The organism is Providencia sp. PROV004, from assembly GCF_011045615.1.
Classification (GTDB): domain Bacteria; phylum Pseudomonadota; class Gammaproteobacteria; order Enterobacterales; family Enterobacteriaceae; genus Providencia; species Providencia rettgeri.
The window spans coordinates 1,030,541-1,052,188 of record NZ_CP042859.1 but is presented as its reverse complement, the minus strand read 5'-3'; the positions used below and the strand labels follow the sequence as shown (position 1 = coordinate 1,052,188).

The 21,648-nt window shown below is 40.9% G+C and carries 20 protein-coding genes; 6 read left to right on the top strand and 14 right to left on the bottom strand.

The window, feature by feature from the left end:
• The first annotated feature begins 122 nt into the window (after positions 1–122).
• Positions 123–1,583 (top strand): beta-Ala-His dipeptidase, encoded by a 1,461-nt coding sequence (pepD, locus tag FVA69_RS04640; protein WP_109911973.1) that lies wholly within the window; start codon positions 123–125, stop codon positions 1,581–1,583.
• Between the two features lie 43 nt (positions 1,584–1,626).
• Here pepD and dinB read toward each other — a convergent pair whose 3' ends face one another.
• Positions 1,627–2,682, bottom strand: coding sequence for a DNA polymerase IV (gene dinB / locus FVA69_RS04635; RefSeq protein WP_164528476.1), 1,056 nt, complete (start codon positions 2,680–2,682; stop codon positions 1,627–1,629).
• A gap of 284 nt (positions 2,683–2,966) precedes the next feature.
• On the opposite strand from dinB, the gene FVA69_RS04630 reads away from it, so the two are divergent.
• Positions 2,967–3,881 (top strand): glycerophosphodiester phosphodiesterase family protein, encoded by a 915-nt coding sequence (locus tag FVA69_RS04630; protein WP_110732235.1) that lies wholly within the window; start codon positions 2,967–2,969, stop codon positions 3,879–3,881.
• Positions 3,882–4,059: 178 nt separating this feature from the next.
• A complete protein-coding gene (locus FVA69_RS04625; protein WP_110732236.1) occupies positions 4,060–4,422 on the top strand; it encodes a hypothetical protein in 363 nt (120 codons plus the stop codon).
• A gap of 96 nt (positions 4,423–4,518) precedes the next feature.
• On the opposite strand, the gene nqrM is transcribed toward FVA69_RS04625, so the two are convergent.
• The 8 genes from nqrM to FVA69_RS04585 all read right to left on the bottom strand — a co-directional run bounded on the left by nqrM (position 4,519) and on the right by FVA69_RS04585 (position 11,874).
• The gene (gene nqrM, locus FVA69_RS04620; RefSeq protein WP_004914094.1) at positions 4,519–4,746 is read right to left on the bottom strand and encodes a (Na+)-NQR maturation NqrM; all 228 of its coding nucleotides are present in this window, start codon (positions 4,744–4,746) and stop codon (positions 4,519–4,521) included.
• 17 nt (positions 4,747–4,763) lie between these two features.
• Entirely contained in the window at positions 4,764–5,795 is a 1,032-nt protein-coding gene (locus tag FVA69_RS04615) for an FAD:protein FMN transferase (RefSeq protein WP_164528475.1), read from the bottom strand.
• A 240-nt stretch (positions 5,796–6,035) separates the two neighbouring features.
• Complete coding sequence (gene nqrF / locus FVA69_RS04610) at positions 6,036–7,262, bottom strand: NADH:ubiquinone reductase (Na(+)-transporting) subunit F (protein WP_004914098.1); 1,227 nt, start codon at positions 7,260–7,262, stop codon at positions 6,036–6,038.
• 15 nt (positions 7,263–7,277) lie between these two features.
• Positions 7,278–7,874: an NADH:ubiquinone reductase (Na(+)-transporting) subunit E gene (nqrE, locus tag FVA69_RS04605; protein WP_004914100.1), complete on the bottom strand. Its 597-nt coding sequence runs from the start codon at positions 7,872–7,874 to the stop codon at positions 7,278–7,280.
• A gap of 4 nt (positions 7,875–7,878) precedes the next feature.
• Positions 7,879–8,508 (bottom strand): NADH:ubiquinone reductase (Na(+)-transporting) subunit D, encoded by a 630-nt coding sequence (locus tag FVA69_RS04600; RefSeq protein WP_004914102.1) that lies wholly within the window; start codon positions 8,506–8,508, stop codon positions 7,879–7,881.
• The gene (locus FVA69_RS04595) at positions 8,501–9,295 is read right to left on the bottom strand and encodes a Na(+)-translocating NADH-quinone reductase subunit C (RefSeq protein ID WP_004914104.1); all 795 of its coding nucleotides are present in this window, start codon (positions 9,293–9,295) and stop codon (positions 8,501–8,503) included. Before FVA69_RS04595 ends, FVA69_RS04600 begins: the two co-directional genes overlap by 8 nt.
• Positions 9,288–10,526: an NADH:ubiquinone reductase (Na(+)-transporting) subunit B gene (locus tag FVA69_RS04590; protein WP_004914105.1), complete on the bottom strand. Its 1,239-nt coding sequence runs from the start codon at positions 10,524–10,526 to the stop codon at positions 9,288–9,290. Before FVA69_RS04590 ends, FVA69_RS04595 begins: the two co-directional genes overlap by 8 nt.
• 4 nt (positions 10,527–10,530) lie before the next feature.
• Positions 10,531–11,874, bottom strand: a complete 1,344-nt coding sequence (locus FVA69_RS04585; RefSeq protein ID WP_109911970.1) for a Na(+)-translocating NADH-quinone reductase subunit A — start codon at positions 11,872–11,874, stop codon at positions 10,531–10,533.
• A gap of 416 nt (positions 11,875–12,290) precedes the next feature.
• On the opposite strand from FVA69_RS04585, the gene FVA69_RS04580 reads away from it, so the two are divergent.
• Positions 12,291–13,028, top strand: coding sequence for a L,D-transpeptidase family protein (locus FVA69_RS04580; RefSeq protein ID WP_109911969.1), 738 nt, complete (start codon positions 12,291–12,293; stop codon positions 13,026–13,028).
• Here the strand turns inward: FVA69_RS04580 and FVA69_RS04575 are convergent.
• Positions 12,999–13,766 carry a class II glutamine amidotransferase gene (locus FVA69_RS04575; protein WP_164528474.1) on the bottom strand — a complete coding sequence of 256 codons (768 nt, stop codon included), beginning with the start codon at positions 13,764–13,766 and terminating at the stop codon, positions 12,999–13,001. The two genes, FVA69_RS04580 and FVA69_RS04575, sit on opposite strands and share 30 nt — an antisense overlap.
• A gap of 28 nt (positions 13,767–13,794) precedes the next feature.
• Positions 13,795–14,373 (bottom strand): D-sedoheptulose 7-phosphate isomerase, encoded by a 579-nt coding sequence (lpcA, locus tag FVA69_RS04570; RefSeq protein ID WP_004914109.1) that lies wholly within the window; start codon positions 14,371–14,373, stop codon positions 13,795–13,797.
• A 390-nt stretch (positions 14,374–14,763) separates the two neighbouring features.
• Here lpcA and fadE point away from each other — a divergent pair, with 390 nt between their 5' ends.
• Entirely contained in the window at positions 14,764–17,229 is a 2,466-nt protein-coding gene (gene fadE, locus FVA69_RS04565; RefSeq protein ID WP_164528473.1) for an acyl-CoA dehydrogenase FadE, read from the top strand.
• A 55-nt stretch (positions 17,230–17,284) separates the two neighbouring features.
• On the opposite strand, the gene FVA69_RS04560 is transcribed toward fadE, so the two are convergent.
• The gene (locus FVA69_RS04560) at positions 17,285–18,148 is read right to left on the bottom strand and encodes a hypothetical protein (protein WP_227024213.1); all 864 of its coding nucleotides are present in this window, start codon (positions 18,146–18,148) and stop codon (positions 17,285–17,287) included.
• Positions 18,149–18,300: 152 nt separating this feature from the next.
• A complete protein-coding gene (lysA, locus tag FVA69_RS04555) occupies positions 18,301–19,560 on the bottom strand; it encodes a diaminopimelate decarboxylase (protein WP_109911968.1) in 1,260 nt (419 codons plus the stop codon).
• Between the two features lie 126 nt (positions 19,561–19,686).
• On the opposite strand from lysA, the gene FVA69_RS04550 reads away from it, so the two are divergent.
• Positions 19,687–20,622 (top strand): LysR family transcriptional regulator, encoded by a 936-nt coding sequence (locus FVA69_RS04550; protein ID WP_109911967.1) that lies wholly within the window; start codon positions 19,687–19,689, stop codon positions 20,620–20,622.
• Here the strand turns inward: FVA69_RS04550 and FVA69_RS04545 are convergent.
• On the bottom strand, positions 20,596–21,516 hold the full coding sequence (locus FVA69_RS04545) for a LysR family transcriptional regulator (RefSeq protein ID WP_164528472.1): 921 nt from the start codon (positions 21,514–21,516) through the stop codon (positions 20,596–20,598). The genes FVA69_RS04550 and FVA69_RS04545 overlap by 27 nt on opposite strands.
• Positions 21,517–21,648: the final 132 nt, after the last annotated feature.

The following is a 21,648-nucleotide window of genomic DNA, read 5'->3' as shown; positions in this document are numbered from 1 at the left end:
TTTGTAGCTAGGCGGCAAATGAGTAAATCCTAGGAGCATACATAAGTATGTGACTGGGATTTATGAATGAAGCCAACAACGCTACAGATTGAAATATAAAGGGAAAATAAAAGGAGAGAGACGTGTCTGAGCTAGCTACATTATCCCCCCAACCACTATGGGACATCTTCGCGAAAATCTGTTCTATCCCGCACCCTTCATACCACGAAGAAGCCTTAGCCGCACATATTGTTGATTGGTCAAAACAAAAAGGCTTTCACGTTGAACGTGATGAAGTGGGTAATATTCTGATCCGTAAACCTGCAACCCCTGGTTATGAAAACCGCAAAGGCGTTGTTTTACAAGCTCACTTAGACATGGTGCCACAGAAAAATAACGACACGGTACATGACTTTAAAACAGATCCAATTCGTCCATATGTTAATGGTGAATGGGTCACCGCTGAAGGAACCACTTTAGGTGCTGATAACGGCATTGGCTTAGCTTCTGCGTTGGCTGTTCTTGCTGATGATAGTGTTGAGCATGGGCCAATGGAAGTTCTTCTGACCATGACTGAAGAAGCCGGCATGGAAGGTGCGTTTGGCTTGAAAGCAGGCTGGTTACAAGCCGATATTCTGATTAACACCGACTCAGAAGAAGAAGGTGAAATTTACATGGGTTGTGCTGGTGGGGTTGACTTTACCTCTACGTTTGACCTGACGCGTGAAGCATTACCACAAGGCTATAAAACCTTCACAATGACCCTAAAAGGCCTAAAAGGTGGGCACTCTGGTGGTGATGTACATTTAGGCTTAGGTAATGCCAATAAGCTGTTAGCACGTTTTCTAGCTGGCCACGCAGAAGATTTAAACCTAAAACTATTAGATTTCAGAGGTGGTACTGTTCGTAACGCCATTCCTCGGGAAGCTTACGCCATTATTGCCGTTCCTGCGAACAAAGTCGCTGAGTTAACTGCCCTAAGAGCTCGTTATGAAGATATTCTGAAAAATGAATTAGCCGTCGTTGAGCCTAACCTTGTTCTGCTACTAGATGAAACGCAAAGCGAATTAAAAGCACTTTCTGATGACTGCCAAAAACGTTTTGTTTTCTTCTTAAATGCGGCGCCAAACGGTGTGATCCGCATGAGTGATGTTGCCATTGGCGTGGTTGAAACCTCACTTAACGAAGGTGTTGTACGACTAACTGAAGATAAAGCAGAAATTATCTTCCTTGTTCGTTCACTTATCGATAGCGGCAAAAACTACGTTGTTAACATGTTGACATCTATCAGTAAATTAGCACAAGCCCAATACCGTGCAGAAGGTAGCTACCCAGGTTGGCAACCAGATGCAGACTCACCAGTAATGCATTTAGTCAGCGATACCTACAACAAGCTGTTCGGTAAAATCCCTAATGTCATGGTGATCCACGCAGGCCTTGAGTGTGGTCTATTCAAAAAACCTTACCCAGACATGGATATGGTTTCAATTGGGCCAACTATTCGCGGTGCACACTCCCCTGATGAACGTGTACACATTGCAAGCGTTGGAGAGTATTGGAAATTACTAACTGCGGTTTTAAAAGCAATTCCAGTCAAAGAATAAGCAATTAATTGTTATGAAACACCCATCATGCGATGGGTGTTTTTTATAATTCAAGTAATAATTGCCTTTCAAGCTGTGGGCTTTGCAGCATCACATGCAAACCAACTAACCGAACACCACGCCCTAAGCGGCGATTATCCCAAACTTGTTTCGCTATCTGGACTAAATCTTGTTTATTGAGAATTGGGTATACGTGTTCTTGTGTTGTTTGCTGAAAGTCTGCAAATTTAAATTTTACACCTTGACGAGCAATACGCAGATCGGGTTTTACCTTCGCTAGACGTAATTGTAGTTCGTCATAGAGTTTATCAAGCAGAGGCAGACAATCGCTCCATTGATATATATCTTCTGCAAGGGTGCGTTCAACCCCTACCGACTTTCTGAGTCTATCAGGGTTAATAGCACGCTCATCGATACCATGGCATCGATCCCAAAGTACCTGCCCGAATTTACCCATGCTTTTAACCAATGTAACAACATCATATTTTTGGACGTCAGCACAAGTGAGTAACCCCATATCCGCTAATTTCTGAGCGGTTACCTTACCCACGCCAGGAATTTTTTTAAGGGGCAAGCTAAGAATAAATTGATCCATATTTTGCGGCGTGATCACGAATTGGCCATTGGGTTTATTCATATCTGAAGCTATTTTCGCCAAAAATTTTATTGGCGCTATCCCCGCTGAAGCGGTTAATTGCAGTTCATCAAAGATTTGCTGGCGAATGGCCTCAGCAATTAGCGTTGCAGAGCCATGTAATTGCGTACAATCAGTGACATCCAAATAAGCTTCATCAAGAGAAAGTGGTTCTATGAGGTCAGTATAGCGAGCAAATATTTTTCGAATATACAGGGAGGTTTCTTTGTAAAGTGCCATATGCCCAGGAACCACTTTCAAGTGAGGGCAAAGCCTAAGTGCAATCGCAGTAGACATCGCACTGTGAACACCGTAGCGACGGGCTTTATAATTTGCAGTACTAATAACGCCTCGGCGATCTGCGCTTCCCCCCACTGCAATGGGGACATTACGAAGGCTTGGGTCGTCACGCATTTCGATCGCTGCATAAAAGCAGTCCATATCAATATGAATAATTTTACGCACGGGTTAACTCTGCCAATTAAACACCTGATTAAATATACAGTATTTTTATTAGCCATGCAATTATTGTCACATCACCATAAAATTGACGAATGAAAAAGCTAACTCCATGATAATTAGGTAATTCATATTATTGCAATAATCATCTGCCAAGCTATCCAACTCTAGATTCGGCTTAAAGTTTGTCTTAAAAATAAGTATTACTACTTACTTTTAAACAAAAAAGTAATAAAAAGAGTTGTTTTACCAACAACAATATCTTGAAAAACTATTTATGGATCATCTCTATGGCAATTATATCAACATCAAAATATGTTAAATTTATGGCTCCTCTCATTATGCTGCTTGCTAGCCAAACAGTTTTCGCACTTTCCCCTAATTTAGCACTATCCCCTAAAATTGTAGCTCACCGTGCAGGAACAGCAGATGCACCAGAAAACACAATTTATGCCATTGATTTAGCCAAGCAAAATAATGCCGATGCTATTTGGCTTACCGTTCAACTTAGTAAAGATAATCAATTAGTCCTATATCGTCCGAGTGATCTAGATTCATTGACGGACAAAAAAGGTAACGTATCTGCTTATACAGTAGAACAACTCAATCATGTCAATGCTGCTTATAAGTTTAGTCAAAAACATAATCAGCAATTCCCCTTACAAAAAACAACTATCACTACACTAGAAAATATTCTGCAAAAATACCCAGACACAACTTTCTACGTAGATTTAAAATCCCCTGACGCCAACCCTGATATTCAAGCAAAGGCGATTTTAGCTCTCTTAGATAAAACTAATGCATTTAACCAAGTACGTTTTTATTCCACTAATGATGAATTTTTAAAAGCACTCAAATCCCTTTCTCCAAAGATCCCATTATTTGAAAGTCGTGATGAGACTCGCACCCTGTTGGCAAATGTTGTGATGAACCATCAATGTTCAATAGAAAATGACAAAACAACAACTCGCTGGTATGGCTTTGAACTACATCGTAAAGTTGAAGTGGTCGAAAAATATACTTTAGGCGAAGCACGCTCGCCAGCAACCCTTTCATGGGATAAAGAAGCCATTGACTGTTTTAGAAAAAATGGCAATGCCTATATCATTGTCTTTGGTGTTAATAATGACAGTGACTACCAACTCGCAAAAGAAATTGGTGTTGATGCTGTAATGGTTGATTCCCCAAAAGCATTTAAAAAATAATCTAATAACATCACCTAAGCTATTATTACTTTAATAATAGCTTAGGAATTAAATCACATCTTAAAAACATTCTTTTCATCAATTAATAATAATTGTTCTTAATTTACTGCTATAGAAAACTTGATATATTTAATCCATCACAAAAATTCTATTTAAAATAATTTAAAAAAGGTTTTATATGTCAAATATTGGAACAATGATTGTCGAGAATTATTGGAATGAAACATTAAGGAAAGTTGAAATACATTATCATAATAGTGATAACCCCTATGATAATGTGTTTATATTTTATAATCTAGCACATGCCACATCTAGCTCTAACGTAAATTCATTCCCTTACTCAACAACAGGTAAAAGTGCTTGGAAAGCTAAAATTACTACGAAAAGTAATGAACTGTGGAGTAGTGGTGATTTTTTACCTTGCCAAATTAACAACAATGATAATGGAAAGGTCACGATTAGATTTGATGGTGAGACAAAAAGCATGCATGTTAATTACCCTGTCTCTGTTTCATGTGCTAAGAAAATGCAATTAATTTAGACTGTATAACGGGAAAGTAATATTTGGAGATGTCTAATAACTATATTTAGACATCTCCGGCTCATTACTAGTTATAGAACCGTTAAATATTACTATTCAAATAATACGGTTTTTATCCAGTAATTTTTGACGGGCTTCTTCACGCGCCATACGTTTTTTACGTGCATCACAAGGCTCAGGGCAATCACACACCTTTTCAACACCAATACTGCTTAACCCGCCGCAGCTACCTTGGATACTCTTACGTTTAATAATATACCCAAGTGACATACCTAAAAAGGCCAGCAAAAACAGTGCAAAGGCTGCAATAAAAATATTCAGCATTTTTTATCCTCCTACAACTACTGTTTTTTGGTTAAAAATGGTTCGAATGCCTTAGTATAGCGCTCTTCAAAACCTTTATCTGTCTTAACAATCATAAAAACAGGAATATTCATTTTTTCAGCTAAAGCAAAGCCAACTTCAGGCCCTAAAACATTTAGTCCTGTAGATAAGCCATCAGCACTCATGCAATTTTCTGCAATTACTGTAATAGAGACTAAATTATGTGTGATTGGTTTTCCTGTTTTTGGGTCTATCGTATGAGAAAAACGAACGCCATCTTGCTCGAAGTAATTACGGTAGTCCCCTGATGTAGCGATAGAGCGGTCACCTGGTTCAATAATCTCTTGTGCTGTTTGGCTGACACCATCCGATGCGGGTTTTTCTATTGCGATACGCCATGGCACTTCTTTACCATTTGTTCCTTTCGTACGCACTTCACCACCAATATCAACCATATAATTATTGATACCTAATGATTCTAAATATTCAGCAACAACGTCGACACCATAACCTTTCGCAATGGAGGAAAGATCGACATATAGCTCAGGGATTGTTTTAATTAAGTTATTATCTTGAACAGCGAGTTTTTCGATACCAACCCATGCTCTGCGCTTAGCCAATTCTTCATCCGAAGGTGCTTTAGTGACTCTTCCTTCAGGGCCAAACCCCCATAAATTAACTAAAGGCCCAACCGTTACATCTAATGAACCATCTGTCAGCTTATTAATTTCAATGGCTTTTTTAACTACAGTTGCCGTTGCTGCAGAAACAGGGAACGGTGTATTGACTTCTTTAAACTGATTAAAACGACTTAATTCTGAGTCTGGGCGATATGTTGACATTTGGTCGTTAACTTCTTCCAAACGTTTATCTATTTCGGCTTGAATTGCTTCAGGCTTTGGCTCCAAAGAATCTGTGACATATTTAACCGAATAATACGTACCCATTGTTTGCCCCTGAAGATTCTGTTGTTCAGGTCCACCACAGGCAGTAAGAAACAGTGCTGCAACAAATAGCAGTACCGAGGTATAAATTCTTTTACTTAGCATAATTTTCTCCGCGTCAATCATGAGCGCATTTTGTTAAGGCCGCCCAGACTATTAACACACTTTACATCGTCACCCATGCAGAGAATGTTCCAGTCAAAATAATCATAAACCTACCTATTAACCGTTAACTAATTAGCGCTTAATAGATTTACTAAAATCACAAAGAGGGAAAATATTTTCCCTCTTTAAAGTGTTACTGTCTACTGACTTTGATTAGTCTAATAAAATCAGCTAAGTTGCTTAACCACCGAAGTCATCCAATAAGATATTTTCATCTTCAACTCCGAGGTCTTTCAACATTTTGATCACGGCAGCATTCATCATTGGAGGACCACACATGTAGAACTCACAATCTTCCGGTGCTGGATGGTCTTTCAAGTAGTTTTCATATAAGACATTATGGATGAAGCCAGTATAACCATTCCAATTATCTTCAGGCATAGGGTCAGAAAGTGCTACATTCCATGTAAAGTTTTCATGTTCTGCAGCGAGTTGGTCAAAATCTTCGGTGTAGAACATCTCACGGACAGAACGTGCACCATACCAGAAACTAATCTTACGTTTAGAATCTAAGCGGCGCAGTTGGTCGAATATATGAGAACGCATTGGTGCCATACCCGCACCACCACCGATAAACACCATTTCAGCTTCCGTTTCTTTAGCGAAAAACTCACCAAACGGCCCAGAAATAGTCACTTTATCCCCTGGCTTTAATGACCAAATATAAGAGGACATAATTCCTGGTGGAACATCCGGATTACGAGGTGGTGGTGTAGCAATACGCACGTTTAGCATGATAATACCATGCTCTTCCGGGTAGTTTGCCATGGAATAGGCGCGAACAGTTGGCTCTTTAACCTCAGACACATAACGGAATAGGTTAAATTTATCCCAATCTTCACGGTACTCTTCTGGTACATCAAAATCTTCATATTTGACAACATGTGCAGGGCATTCAATCTGAATAAAGCCACCCGCACGGAAAGGAACGACCTCTCCTTCTGGAATTTTCAATTTCAGCTCTTTAATGAAAGTGGCTTTGTTATCATTAGAAATAACTTCACACTCCCATTTTTTCACGCCAAATATTTCTTCTGGAAGCTCAATTTTTAAATCTTGCTTAACGTTGACCTGACACGCTAACCGGCAGCCTTCTTTTGCTTCACGTTTGTTAATGTGAGAAAGCTCAGTAGGCAGAATATCACCACCGCCTTCTTTGATTTTCACACGGCACTGACCACAAGAGCCACCACCACCGCACGCTGATGAAACAAAAATACCTTGGTTTGATAACATGCCTAATAGCTTGTCACCCGCAGGAGCTTCAAAACTTTTGTCTGGATCGCCATTAACTTCAACTTTGATGTTCCCTGTGTTGACTAGCTTGGATTTTGCAAACAGGATTAAGCCTGTCAGCACCAAGACAATCAGGGTAAACATCACGACACCTAAAATAATAATTTCCATGAATTCTTCTCGCCTTTATAGCTGCACACCGGAGAAGGACATAAAGCCCAATGCCATTAAACCGGTTGTCACAAAGGTGATACCTAACCCTTTTAGACCCGATGGAATATCTGAGTACTTCATCTTCTCTCGAATAGCTGCCATCAATACGATTGCGAGCATCCAACCGATCCCCGAACCGAACCCATATACGACCGATTCGCTAAAGTTATAGTCACGTTGCGCCATGAAAGAAACACCACCAAAAATGGCACAGTTAACGGTAATCAATGGCAAAAAGATACCTAACGCGTTATACAGTGATGGGAAGTAGCGATCTAAAATCATTTCAAGGATCTGAACTAACGCGGCAATAACACCGATAAACGTGATGAAGTTCAAGAAGGATAAGTCGATACCTTCAGCAATCGCACCATCACGCAATACTAAGTTGTATACCAAGTTATTAGCTGGGACAGAAATCCCAAGAACTACCGTTACAGCGATACCCAGTCCAAAAGCAGTTTTTACATTCTTCGATACCGCAAGGAAGGTACACATTCCCAAGAAAAATGCTAATGCCATATTTTCAATAAAAATGGCTTTAACAAACAGGCTAATATAGTGTTCCATGTGATTAGTCCTTCTCTACCTGAGCTGGTTTCAGGGTACGTAACCCCCAAATCAGCATACCGATGATAAAGAATGCACTTGGCGCGAGGAGGAACAGGCCATTTGGCATGTACCAACCACCGGTTTGTAGTGATTCAAAAACTGTGATACCAAACAATTTGCCGGAACCAAATAACTCACGTAAAAAGCCGACTAAAACAAGGATCACACCGTAACCTAGACCATTACCAATACCGTCCATGAAGCTTTCAATTGGTGGTGCTTTCATTGCATAAGCTTCAGCACGCCCCATTACGATACAGTTAGTAATAATCAAGCCAACAAATACAGAAAGTTGTTTTGATATTTCATAGGCATATGCACGTAAAATTTGGTCAACCACAATAACTAAAGAAGCAATGATTGCCATTTGAACGATAATACGTACGCTGCTCGGAATATAATTCCTGATGAGTGAAATAAAGAAGTTAGAAAATGCCGTCACTAAGGTTACAGCAATCGTCATAACGAGTGCTGTTTCTAACTTCGTTGTCACTGCCAGTGCAGAACAAACCCCTAATACCTGTAAAGCAATTGGGTTGTTATCCAATAACGGTCCAAGTAGGACGCGTTTTACTTCTTTTGAATCAGCCATTATTCAGCGCTCCTTCACGTACTTTTTTCAGGAACGGACCAAAACCGTTATCCCCTAACCAGAAATCAAACATATGCTGGATTCCGTTTGATGTTAGAGTCGCACCTGAAAGGCCGTCGATACCGAATGGGTTATCTGTCGCACCACCGCGCACTATTTTAATTGCCGGAACCCCCTGCTCATTGAACAGTTTTTTACCTGGCCATTGGGCTTTCCACTGAGGGTTATCAACCTCACCGCCCAGCCCTGGTGTTTCGCCATGTGCATAGTAAGTAATACCACGAGAGGTGACACCATCTACATCTACCGCAATAAAGGCATACATGACAGACCACAAACCAGAGCCGTAAACAGGTAAAATAATTTGTGATACTTTTCCAGCTTCATCTTTAACTAAATAGATTTCAGCGCTATTGGCACGACGGCGAATTTTTGCAATATCTTCTGCAGGAGAGAGTGCAATACTCGTTTCTTCGCTGCGTAGCTCGCTATTTAAGTCATAACGGCTAGTGCTATCAGATAATTCATTAGTTTTAAAATTCAAAAGTTTAGGTTCGATACGATCCTTATATACATCTTGAACTTCCTCAGCGGTCATTTTAGGTTGCAGCAAGCCAGCAACACTTAAAATATTACGTTGAGTATCTAACTGAATCTGTTCTTGCTGCTGTGGTTTTAGACCAACTGCAGCCCCTGCGACGACAATAGAGCAAACTAGACAAAGAATAAAAACAACTAGAAATGTTCTGCCGACGCTATCGTTATTCATTGGTTTTTCATTAGCCACGAGCTTTTCTCCGCTTAATATTTGCTTGAACGACCAGATAGTCAAACAGAGGAGCAAACAGGTTGGCGAATAGGATCGCCAGCATCATCCCTTCTGGATAAGCTGGGTTAACAACCCTGATAAGAACACACATTACACCGATCAGAATGCCGTACGCCCATTTACCTTTGTCTGTGAAAGACGCTGATACCGGGTCTGTCGCCATAAAAATCATACCGAATGCGAAGCCACCAAGTACCATGTGCCACCACCATGGCATGGCAAATAACGGGTTAGTATCAGAGCCAATAGCATTGAATAGGTAGGACATTGCAATCATGCCAACCATCACGCCAGCAACAATACGCCATGATGCGATACGGAAGAACATGATAAGAGCACCACCAATAAACAACATCAGTGTTGACACTTCACCAATTGAACCTGGCATATTACCTAAAAAGGCTTGCATCCAAGTAATAGGTTCATGAGTCACCGTGTTCATTAGGGCATGCTCACCACCGGTTGCCCATTGTGATAATGGTGTCGCACCAGAGAAGCCATCTGCTGCAGTCCAAACTAAGTCACCTGATATTTGAGCAGGATAAGCAAAGAATAAGAAAGCACGGCCAGCTAATGCTGGGTTTAAGAAGTTACGCCCAGTACCGCCAAAAATTTCTTTCGCAACAACAACCCCGAAAGTGATACCTAATGCAGCCTGCCATAAAGGAATGGTTGGTGGCACAATCAAGGCAAATAAAATCGAGGTAATAAAGAAGCCTTCGTTAATTTCATGGCCGCGGATCATGGCGAATAAAACTTCCCAGAAACCACCGACTAAGAAAACGACAGCATAAATAGGAAGGAAATACACTGCACCTAGCAGCATTTTACTTCCCCACCCTGCATCCATCGAAAGTGATGCACCTAGAAACTGTGCTAAGCTATAATGCCAATCACTCGCGAGAACTTGCTGTAACTCCGCCCCGCTATATAATTGGTGCAAAGCTGGGATGGCTTGGTTACCAACGTTATACATTCCCCAGAACATCGCTGGGAAAACCGCTAGCCACACCAATATCATCATACGTTTCAGGTCGATGGTATCCCTGACATGAGAACGCCCTTTTGTTACCGTACCCGGCGTATAAAAAACAGTCGAAACTGCTTCAAATAACGCATAGTATTTTTCTAACTTTCCACCGGGCTCAAAATGGTGCTCATACTTTTCAAATAAATTTTTCAGACCCATGGAATCACCCTTCTAGCTCAATCTTGGTCAGAACATCACGTAGCACTGGACCATATTCATATTTCGCTGGGCAAACATAGGTACATAAACCTAGATCTTCTTCGTCCAACTCTAAACAGCCCAATTCTTGTGATGTATCAGTGTCTCCAGCGAGGAGATCGCGCAACAAATGAGTGACCATGATATCGAGAGGCATGACTCGCTCGTAATTACCAATTGGTACCATCGAACGCTCACCGCCGTTCATTGTCGTTGTGAAATTAAAACGTTTATTTTTCAGGAAGTGCCCGATTGTGGTACGCGTAATCGTAAACTTATTAACACCAGGCATAATCCAGCCAAATAACTCTTTATTGCGACCTTCGGCTAACACTGAAACTTGATTGTGAAAACGACCAAGATAGTGATGAGTATCATCACATGTCACGCCCCAAAGGACTGAACCAGAAATAATACGATTTTCACCCGCTTTAAGCTGACCTTGTGTTAATTCATATAAATCAGCACCTAGACGAGTACGCAGAAGACGAGGCTTTTCAACTTGTGGCCCTGCTAATGAAATCACGCGGTCTGTATATAGGTGACCCGTAACAAATAGCTTACCAATAGCAATAACGTCTTGGTAATTAAGGCTCCAAACTTTTTTCTTGATGCTAACGGGTTCCAAGAAATGAATATGAGTTCCCACTAAACCTGCAGGATGCGGCCCTATAAATTGGGTATAAGAAATTTGGTTATGAGCCGTATTCTTCGGTAAGTCTCCCTCTCCATGACAAACATGGATTTTACCTTCTGTTAAACGGCTTAGAACCAAAAGCCCATCGTTAAATGCTTGTTCTTGCTCTTGAATAACTAAAATAGGATCCGCTGCAAGTGGATTGGTATCCATTGCAGTGACAAAAATAGCGATAGGTGAAGAACCTGGTTGTGGAGAACGGCTAAATGGACGCGTTCTTAAAGAAGTCCACAAACCCGATTTTATCAAGTTTTCTTCGACTTGCTGTTGCGTTAATGTAGATAGCTCATCACGAGTATAAGCTGCAAAAGTTTCTTGTTCATCACCATCTATTTCGATGACAACAGATTGAAGCACACGACGCTCACCACGATGAATAGCAACAATTTTACCGCAGGCTGGGCTTGTAAATAAAACCCCTGGGTTCTTTTTATCTTCAAAAAGAACCTGTCCTTTAACTACACGCTCACCTTCTTTAACCAGCATCGAAGGACGCATTCCGACATATTCCTCACCTAGCACAGCTACGTGTTGAATTTTCGGGCCGTCTTCTATCACTTGGGCTGGCTCACCTGCAATAGGAAGGTTGAGGCCTTTTTTAATTTTAATCATAAGATCTGCACAAGTTTATCAGTTAAACCCTAAGCTAACGATTCAGCAATGAATGATAGCGACTCATTAAATAAAAAATAGCTCAAGCAATAGGCATCACTTAAGCAGGTATTCTCACATAATTGTTACTAAATTTTATCTTCTGCCAACCATAATTTTATCAGTTCCCACTCTCTATGTCCGGCTATAGAAGTGACATAGTTCAAGCAAATTGCATTAATATTTAAATTTTTTTGTTAACAATTCGATATTATCGATATTTAAGCTCACATTTATCGATCATTGTTCATTATTTAAACAATAAAGGTTCATTTAAAAACTATTAACAAACTATATTAATTTTCGATTTACTCGTCTAGAATGCATAAAATATGTACTCTTTTTATTCAATAACATTTTCTTGATATGGCTTAGATATGAAATTAAGTAAATTTTTTAGTGCAATTTTCTTATTTGTACTCATATATTCTCCTGTTATTCAGGCAAGTAACTATTCATTTCTACTTAATAATAACGTATCGGATAGCCCAAACTCATCTATTTTTATTCAAATATTTAAGCAAGAAGGTTTATTAGAACTCTACCAAAAAACGCCATCAGGAAAATATAAACTGTCGAAAACTTACCCAATTTGTAAGTTTTCTGGCGGGCTAGGCCCCAAAAAAATTGAAGGTGACCTGAAAAGTCCAGAAGGATTTTATCAAATTACTGCCGAACAGCTCAATCCTAATAGTCGGTATTACCGATCTATCAATATTGGTTTTCCTAATGAGTTTGATAAAGCACAAGGTTATAGTGGCAGCTATCTTATGATCCATGGCAGTTGCGTTTCTGTGGGATGTTATGCCATGACGGACAAATATATGGGTGAGATTTACCAAACAGTAGAAACAGCCTTACTCAGTGGACAGTCCGTCATTAATGTCAGCATTTATCCATTTAAAATGACAAATGAAAATATGCTGCGCTATCGCAATTCCAGCCACTATGCTTTTTGGAAACAATTACAACCGGCCTATGAGTATTTCAACCGCACAGGAAGGCCTGCTGAGGTGTCAGTCTCTTTAGGTAAATATGCGGTTATTGACCAAGCTGAGACCCCAACAAAATTGTTAGGGTCTAAATCACAATATGCGCTCACCAAGATAGAATAAGACAAAATTGCCTGGGTCAATTCGCTGCCAGTTTTCGTTGCCCGTGAGTGGTTGCGTTGCGATCACAGAGACCACATCAGTAGGTGTCGTACAGTGTTCGAAATCGATTTCAATATCTTGGTCAAGTAATTTTGCTTTACCAAACGGTGCCTTACGCGTTAGCCAATGTAAATTCGTCGAGCTAAAGGCCATCATATATTGCCCATCGGACAGCAACATATTAAATACGCCTTTATGACGCAATTGGTCAGCTAGTGTCGCAATAAAACGGAACACACTTTTCCAATTCGATGGCCTACGTGGATACTTTTCACTGAGTTGATGAAGTATCCAGCAAAATGCCCATTCGCTATCGGTTTCACCTATCGGGCAATAGCGCCCAGTTTTTAGTGTACGATAGCCTTTTAACTGCCCATTGTGCGCATAAGTCCAATTACGTCCCCATAACTCCCGTGTAAAGGGGTGAGTGTTCACTAACGACACATCCCCTCGGTTTGCTTGGCGAATATGAGCAACAATACTTTCTGATTTAATCGGATATTCCTGCACAAAGCGAGCGACAGGTGATAAAAAACTAGGTTGAGGATCTTTAAATGTGCGACACCCGAGCCCCTCATAAAAGGTGATTCCCCAGCCATCTTTATGTGGGCCCGTTTGACCTCCTCGGGAAATCAACCCACTGAGGCTAAACGAAATATCAGTTGGAACATTGGCACTCATGCCAAGTAACTCGCACATTTAAAAAACTCCTGAAACAGTAATAACGTTATTTCACCATCTCTTTTTCAATTAACTGAATTAAGATATGAATAACTTTAATATGAATTTCTTGAATACGGTCGGCATAACCAAAGTGTGGGACACGAATTTCAATATCCGCAGTTCCCGCCATTTTCCCGCCATCTTTACCTGTTAATGTGATGACTTTCATACCTTTTTCACGCGCAGCTGCAATCGCTTTAATAATATTCCCAGAATTACCGGAGGTAGAAATTCCAAGTAAAACATCGCCTTTCATACCAACAGCTTCAATAAAACGTGAAAAAACATACTCATAACCGAAGTCATTACTCACACAAGATAAATGACTCACATCTGAGATTGCAATCGCAGGATAGCCCGGACGGTTTTCGCGGTAACGCCCTGTTAATTCTTCAGCGAAATGCATTGCATCACAGTGAGAGCCCCCATTACCACAAGATAATACTTTGCCACCCGCTTTAAAAGAGTCAGCCAGTAAAACGGCAGCCTGTTGGATAGCAGCAATATTGGCGTCATCGCTAAGGAAATTCGATAACGTCTCGGCCGCTTCTGTCAGCTCACCGCGGATTAGGTCTTGATACATGAGATTTCCTCTTAATTAAGAATACGTTATAAAAAACACGATTAATTCAGATTCAAATTATCCTAAAAGAAAAATGGCGCTCCATGGCAAAACTCAGATAGATATCAGTAATTAATCTTTAATAGTCAGATTGTTGCACAGGGATAATTTTGTTTCTACTTTTGATTGCGCTGTCTTGATCCTACCGACAAAATTCATCGTGACTCATAGCTAATAACCTGACTTTTCATAGAGCCAATAATACAAATTACTACGATATTTTCCTTTATATGACGTTTTTGTGAGCTAAGTTGTAATTAGGATGTAAATATATTGCTAATTCTTTATTAATGGGTATAGATTAAAGCAACAAACAGGTCAGACCTCTTACAAGTAGACAGGAGCTTCGCTATGATCCTTCTCAGCATCGTGTTATTTCTCGCCTTAATAGGCGTACTTTGTTATCACAAAACATCTTTGGTTTTTAGCTCAGTATTATTATTGGCTTATACCGCGGTTATGGGAGTCATCGATATTTGGAGCTACTGGATGTTACTGCCAGTTGCCTTGGTATTATTTCCTTTTGTCTTCACTCCTGTACGCCAATCGCTTTTCTCTATCCGCGCGATGAAAATGTTCCAAAAAGTCATGCCTCCTATGTCGAGCACAGAAAAGGAAGCCATTGACGCAGGAACAACGTGGTGGGAAGGCGACCTTTTCCGCGGAGCGCCAGATTGGAATAAATTGCATAACTATCCAAAACCACAGCTAACCGCAGAAGAACAAGCTTTTATTGATGGGCCTGTTGAAACCGTTTGTGGCATGGTCAACGACTTCGAAGTGAGCCATGAACTGGCAGATCTAACACCTGAAGTGTGGCAATACCTGCGTGATCACCGCTTCTTCGCGATGATCATCAAAAAAGAATACGGTGGCTTAGAGTTTTCTGCTTATGCGCAATCTCAGGTTCTACAAAAGCTCGCTGGTGTCTCCGGTATTCTTGCTATCACTGTAGGGGTACCCAATTCATTAGGTCCGGGTGAATTACTGCAGCATTACGGCACTGATGAACAAAAACAACGCTATTTACCAGGCTTAGCTACGGGTGAAGAAATTCCGTGCTTTGCATTAACCAGCCCTGAGGCAGGTTCCGATGCTGGTGCTATCCCAGATTCAGGTGTCGTTTGTATGGGTGAATGGCAAGGCGAGCAAGTATTAGGAATGCGCTTAACATGGAACAAACGCTATATTACTTTGGCACCAATTGCCACTGTATTAGGCCTCGCATTCAAACTTTCAGACCCTGATAAACTATTAGGTGGCGAGAAAAACCTTGGTATCACCTGTGCACTAATTCCAACCAATACCCCTGGCGTTGAAATTGGTCATCGCCACTTCCCACTAAATATTCCATTTATGAATGGTCCTACACGCGGAAAAGATATTTTTGTTCCAATCGATTACATTATCGGTGGGCCAAAAATGGCAGGCCAAGGCTGGAGAATGTTGGTTGAGTGTCTTTCTGTCGGTCGTGGTATTACATTACCATCGAACTCAACTGGTAGTTTGAAGAGTATTGCTATCGCGACAGGGGCTTACTCTTATATTCGCCGTCAATTCAAATTACCAATTGGTAAAATGGAAGGTATTGAAGAACCACTAGCTCGCATCGCAGGTAATACCTATCTGATGGACGCAGCAGCAACTCTCATCACCTCTGGAATTATGTTAGGTGAGAAACCTGCCGTTTTATCCGCTATTGTTAAATACCACTGTACACACCGTGGCCAGCGCGCCATTATTGATGCCATGGATATTACGGGTGGTAAAGGCATCTGTCTTGGGGATTCAAACTTTGTTGCCAGAGCTTACCAAGGCGCACCTATCGCCATTACGGTTGAAGGGGCAAATATCCTAACCCGCAGTATGATCATCTTCGGTCAAGGGGCTATCCGTTGCCATCCATTCGTATTAGAAGAAATGGCCGCAGCACAAGATAATAACTTACATAAATTCGATAAAGCCGTATTTGGGCATATAGGTCATGTGGTTAGTAATCAATTCCGTAGCTTCTGGCTTGGTTTAACCAATGGTCGCGGAAGTCATGCACCAACCAAAGATGAAACGCGCCGTTACTATCAAATGCTAAACCGCCAAAGTGCCAACTTAGCATTACTATCCGATGTTGCCATGGGTGTGTTAGGGGGTAGCTTGAAACGCCGCGAACGTATCTCTGCTCGCTTAGGGGATATTTTAAGCAACTTGTATCTCGCATCTGCAACCTTAAAACGTTATGAAGATGAAGGTCGCCAAAAAGCAGACTTACCATTAGTGAAATGGGCGGTTGAAGATTGTTTATATCAATCAGAAAAAGCGATGGATGATCTCCTGAAAAACTTCCCTAACAAGTTGGTTGCGGGGGTAATGCGCATCACCCTATTCCCTACTGGCCGTGCGATGTCAACACCATCAGACCGACTAGACCATAAACTGACTCAAATCCTGATGGAACCATCAGAAACACGTGATAGGTTGGGCCGTGGGCAGTATTTAACACCTACGGAAAACAACCCTCATGGCCTTGTAAACCAAGCTCTGCTCGATATCATTGCTGCTGAACCTATTTTCGAACGTATCTGCCGCTTAAAAGAGCGTAAACTCAGCTTTACTCGCTTAGATAAACTTGCTGACCAACTACTTCCTGAAAACGTAATTACGCAAGAAGAAGCTGATATCTTGCGTAAAGCAGAAGCAAGCCGGTTACGGACGATTAACGTCGATGAGTTTGAGTTTGATGATTTGGGTGTACTTCCGACAAAAAAGTCACCAGATGAACCTTCAAATGAAGAAACTAGTAAGAAAAAGAAAGCGGCTTGATTAATTTTAGCTAGTAAATCAAAGGGAACTCAAGAGTTCCCTTTGTCATTTAGATTTAAAGCAAATAATCACTGAAATATTCGGCTACTTTGTCTTCATCAATACCTAAATGCCCCTTCCAGCCAGCCCATGGCATCTCCATATCTGAGCGACCTTTAGTATTGTTTAACTGGGACTCAGTACTCACAAGGTCACCAAAATTAACCCTCGACGCTAATGATAAAGGAATAAACTGATTTGGTATCACACCGATCAATGCTAGAGATTGTAAAACCCCTCTATGTGTATATTTATTACCCGGGATTATTTTGGCTTCAGCCAAACGCTTTTCAAAATGGCCGGGGGTTTCATCATCCTTAGCAGAACGAAATAAATCCAATAACTGGTTAAATTTAATTTTATCGTCCCCAAGCGGTTGTACTGGCTCAACATTAAGTAAGTGTTTTAAATTTAAATAAGCATATGAGGTATTACCTGTATAGGAATTTCCGTAATACAAGCAATATTGAAAGTAACTATCGTTGATGTGAATTTTTCGATTGTAATCACTGCATACCCAGCAACAGGCTAATTGTGGTTTTTCTATATAGTCATGAATCTGTATATTTTTGAGCTTATGAAAAGCACCTAGCACTGAACGTCCTCGTAAATAACTTCCGCCAACACCTGCAATAAAAGTATCAAAACAGCGCTCTTGGCTGAGTTTTTCCTCTTTTTTTAAACTGTTGAACTTGTGCATAATATCAGCATGGTCATTGAAAGACTCAATGTGATTCACTTGCCAATTAATTCGAGCGAGTTCCAATTGTTCTTTGGCTGACAGTGTACTTTGACTATAAACAGAAACCTCACGACCAACGTCATATTGGCTATTTTCGTACTTATACAGTTTACGAAGAACCCTCATCACTTTTTGCACTGATTTTTACCTTCTAGCTTTTATTATGTTGCGTAGAATTTATACAAGGTAGGTAAAGTACATGGGAATATAGATGTGGTGAATCAGAATAACCGCATCTTACAATAATAGCCCTATGAGTAAGATGCAGTTATCTATAATGAAAGGAAGACTTACAGCTCCAGAGCCAATAGCTCTTCAATCGTTTGGCGGCGGCGAATCAATTGTGGCTTACCATCAACAAACATCACTTCCGGCAATAATGGACGGCTATTGTAGTTTGATGACATGGATGCACCGTAAGCGCCAGTGTCATGAAAAACCAGAAAATCGCCAACTTTCACCTCGGGTAAAGCGCGGGTTACCACTAAACCGCCCTCTAACTGGGTAAATACATCTCCTGATTCACACAGTGGGCCAGCAACAATTGTGTCTTTTAGTTGGGCCCCATCAAGGTTACGTCCATCCATCGGTAATACCGAAATATGGTGATAACTGCCATACATCGCTGGACGCATTAGGTCATTAAAACCACTGTCTACAAGCACATAGTGGCGACTACCCATATCTTTAACGGCTCGCACTTCTGCTAATAGTACCCCAGACTCAGCAACTAAATAGCGGCCGGGTTCTATTTCAAGTTCAATTTTGTGCCCTAAGTGTTGTTCGATGCGTTGGCGAGCGTTATCCCATAGGCTGTAATAATGCGGTACATCGATTAATTCATCACCTTCACGATAAGGGGTTGATAACCCACCGCCTGCTGAAATGGCATGAAGGTCAACCCCTGCGGTTGTGACTAACGCCACCATAGAATCACACACATCGGCAAGATGTTGATAGTCAACCCCTGAGCCAATATGCATATGGATACCAACTAGCGATAAATTGTAATGGCGAATTTTCTCTAACGCTGCAGGTAAATCTTCATGCCAAATACCGTGCTTACTATTTTCACCACCAGTATTGGTTTTTTGGCTATGGCCGTGACCAAAACCTGGATTGATGCGTAACCAAACAGGATGGCCAGCTTTTTGTTCGCCAATTTGCTCAAGCATGTCAATTGAGCCTGCATTCACAGGGATATCTAGCTCAGTCACTTTCGCTAATGTGGCTCTATCGAGCACATCTGCTGTAAATACGATTTCTGAGTTCTCACGTCCAGGCTGGAACCCTGCCACCAGCGCACGTTCTATTTCCCCTAAAGAAACAGAATCGACTTTAACGCCTTGTTGTTTCATTAAGCGCAGAATATGAATATTCGAACATGCTTTTTGTGCAAAGCGGACAGTATCAAAAACTTGTAATTGCTTGATACGCTCAATAATCACCGCGCTATCATAAACCCAAACAGGGCTACCATACTGCTCAGGTAATACACGTAAATATTCAGATGTTAAATATTGGCTTGTTGTCGTTGCGAATGAAGTCATTGTCTTTCTCGTTTGCAAGTTTTTATTATATTAAAAGCTATTATTCAAAGAATAATACGGGAAAAAAAATATCTATTTTGCTAAAGTCTATTCATATTTGATATAGACTTTATTTAAGGACTTCCTATGCAAGCCATTTCATGGCGGCACATTGAAATATTCCGTGCAGTAATGACAGCCCCCAACCTGACGGAAGCCGCTGCACTGCTAAACACCTCACAACCAACTATCAGCCGTGAACTTGCTCGCTTAGAATACCTTTTACAGTTTAAGTTATTCGATAGGGTCAAAGGACGTCTACAGCCAACAGCACAAGGATTACGGTTTCTTGAAGAAGTCGAACGCTCTTATTATGGTTTGGAACGCATTAAAAACTCAGCGGAAACTATCCGACGCTTCGAACATGCCCAAATCTCGATAACCTGTTTACCTGCTTTCGCGCAATCTTTATTGCCCCATGTTTGCCAATCGTTTATGGAAAATTACCCTGATGTCAGCATCACAGTGATCCCGCAAGAGTCTCCTGTTCTTGAAGAATGGTTGTCCGCTCAGCGTTACGATTTCGGTTTAACAGAACATTTGCAAATGCCTCCGGGCACTGAACAACAAACACTGGGAAGTTTAAATGAAGTGTGTGTCTTACCCGCAAACCACCCTTTAGCCCAAAAAGAAGTCCTAATCCCCAATGATTTTCAAGGCCAACGTTTTATTAGCCTATCATTAACTGACAGCTATCGTCAGTTGATTGACTCAACATTTGCGGAGCACCATGTCGAGCGCAAAATGGTCATGGAGACGCATTCAGCATCATCTATTTGCGCTATGGCACTAAAAGGGATTGGGATTTCTATTGTTAACCCTTTAACTGCATTAGATTTTCATCAACAATCTGCTGGGAAGTTGGCTCTGCGCCCACTCAGCTTTTCCATTCCTTTTACCGTTAGCTTGATAAAACCTATTCACCGCCCTTCATCACAATTGACCAATATTTTTACTCAACATTTAGAGGATAACTTTAATCAAATAAAAACCCAGCTAATTTCCGCGCTGTTGCATCAATAACTGCCAGTGAGGTGAAGTTGCAAACCAATTAGCGAGATAATCAATCACCACCCTCAATGCAGTTGGCATTTTTTGCCGACTCGTATACACAGCGTAAATACCTAGAGGCATTGGCGTATATTCAGGTAATAGTTGAACTAACGCCCCTGAGGCCAAATGATCAGCAACAGAATAATATGGTTGCATAGAGATACCCGCGCCCTGCAATGTTGCCTCAGCGAGAAATACGGATTCATTCGCACTTAATCGCCCATCAACCAATACACTATGCTGCATACCTGCCTTTTCAAAGACCCATAAGCTACGACCAAAAAAATTGTAGGTTAAGCAATCGAGTAAAACTAAATCTTCTGGTTTTTCGGGATGTTTTTTCCCTTTTAAAAAATCAGGTGAAGCACAAATGACAGAATGGCAAGTTGACAATGGTTTTGCGATTAAACTCGGCTCCAGCTGATTAGTAATACGGATAGCCAAGTCAATTCGTTCCTCTATTAAATTAACTGATTTATTCGATATTTGCATATCTATAGCCATATTCGGATAGAGTTTCATAAACTCAGCAATAGCCACAGAAAGTGCACTTTGGGCAATAGATTGTGAGCAACTAATGCGCACTAAACCGGATAATGCTTTTGCATCAAGCTCTTGCTGCACAGGGACCATTTGGGAAATAGCATTAAGTTGCAAAGATTGTTGATATACCCCTTCCCCCGCTGAAGTTAAACTTAATTTCCGCGTGGTACGATTTAATAAACGCACTCCCGCCCATTGTTCCATTTCCGACAAATAGCGAGTCACCATCGCTCTCGACATCTCTAATTTTTCTGCTGCTCCACTTAGGCTGCCTTGTTCAACGATAGTAATAAATACTTCTGCTGCCTTTAATCTATCCATACCACTCTCATTTGACCGAATTGTGCAACAAACAACACCTAATTATGGGGTTTTTCATCTTATCATTGCAATTTAATATACACACCATGCAAAAAACAAGCGTTCCTGTATAACTTTATTTTAGGATACAAA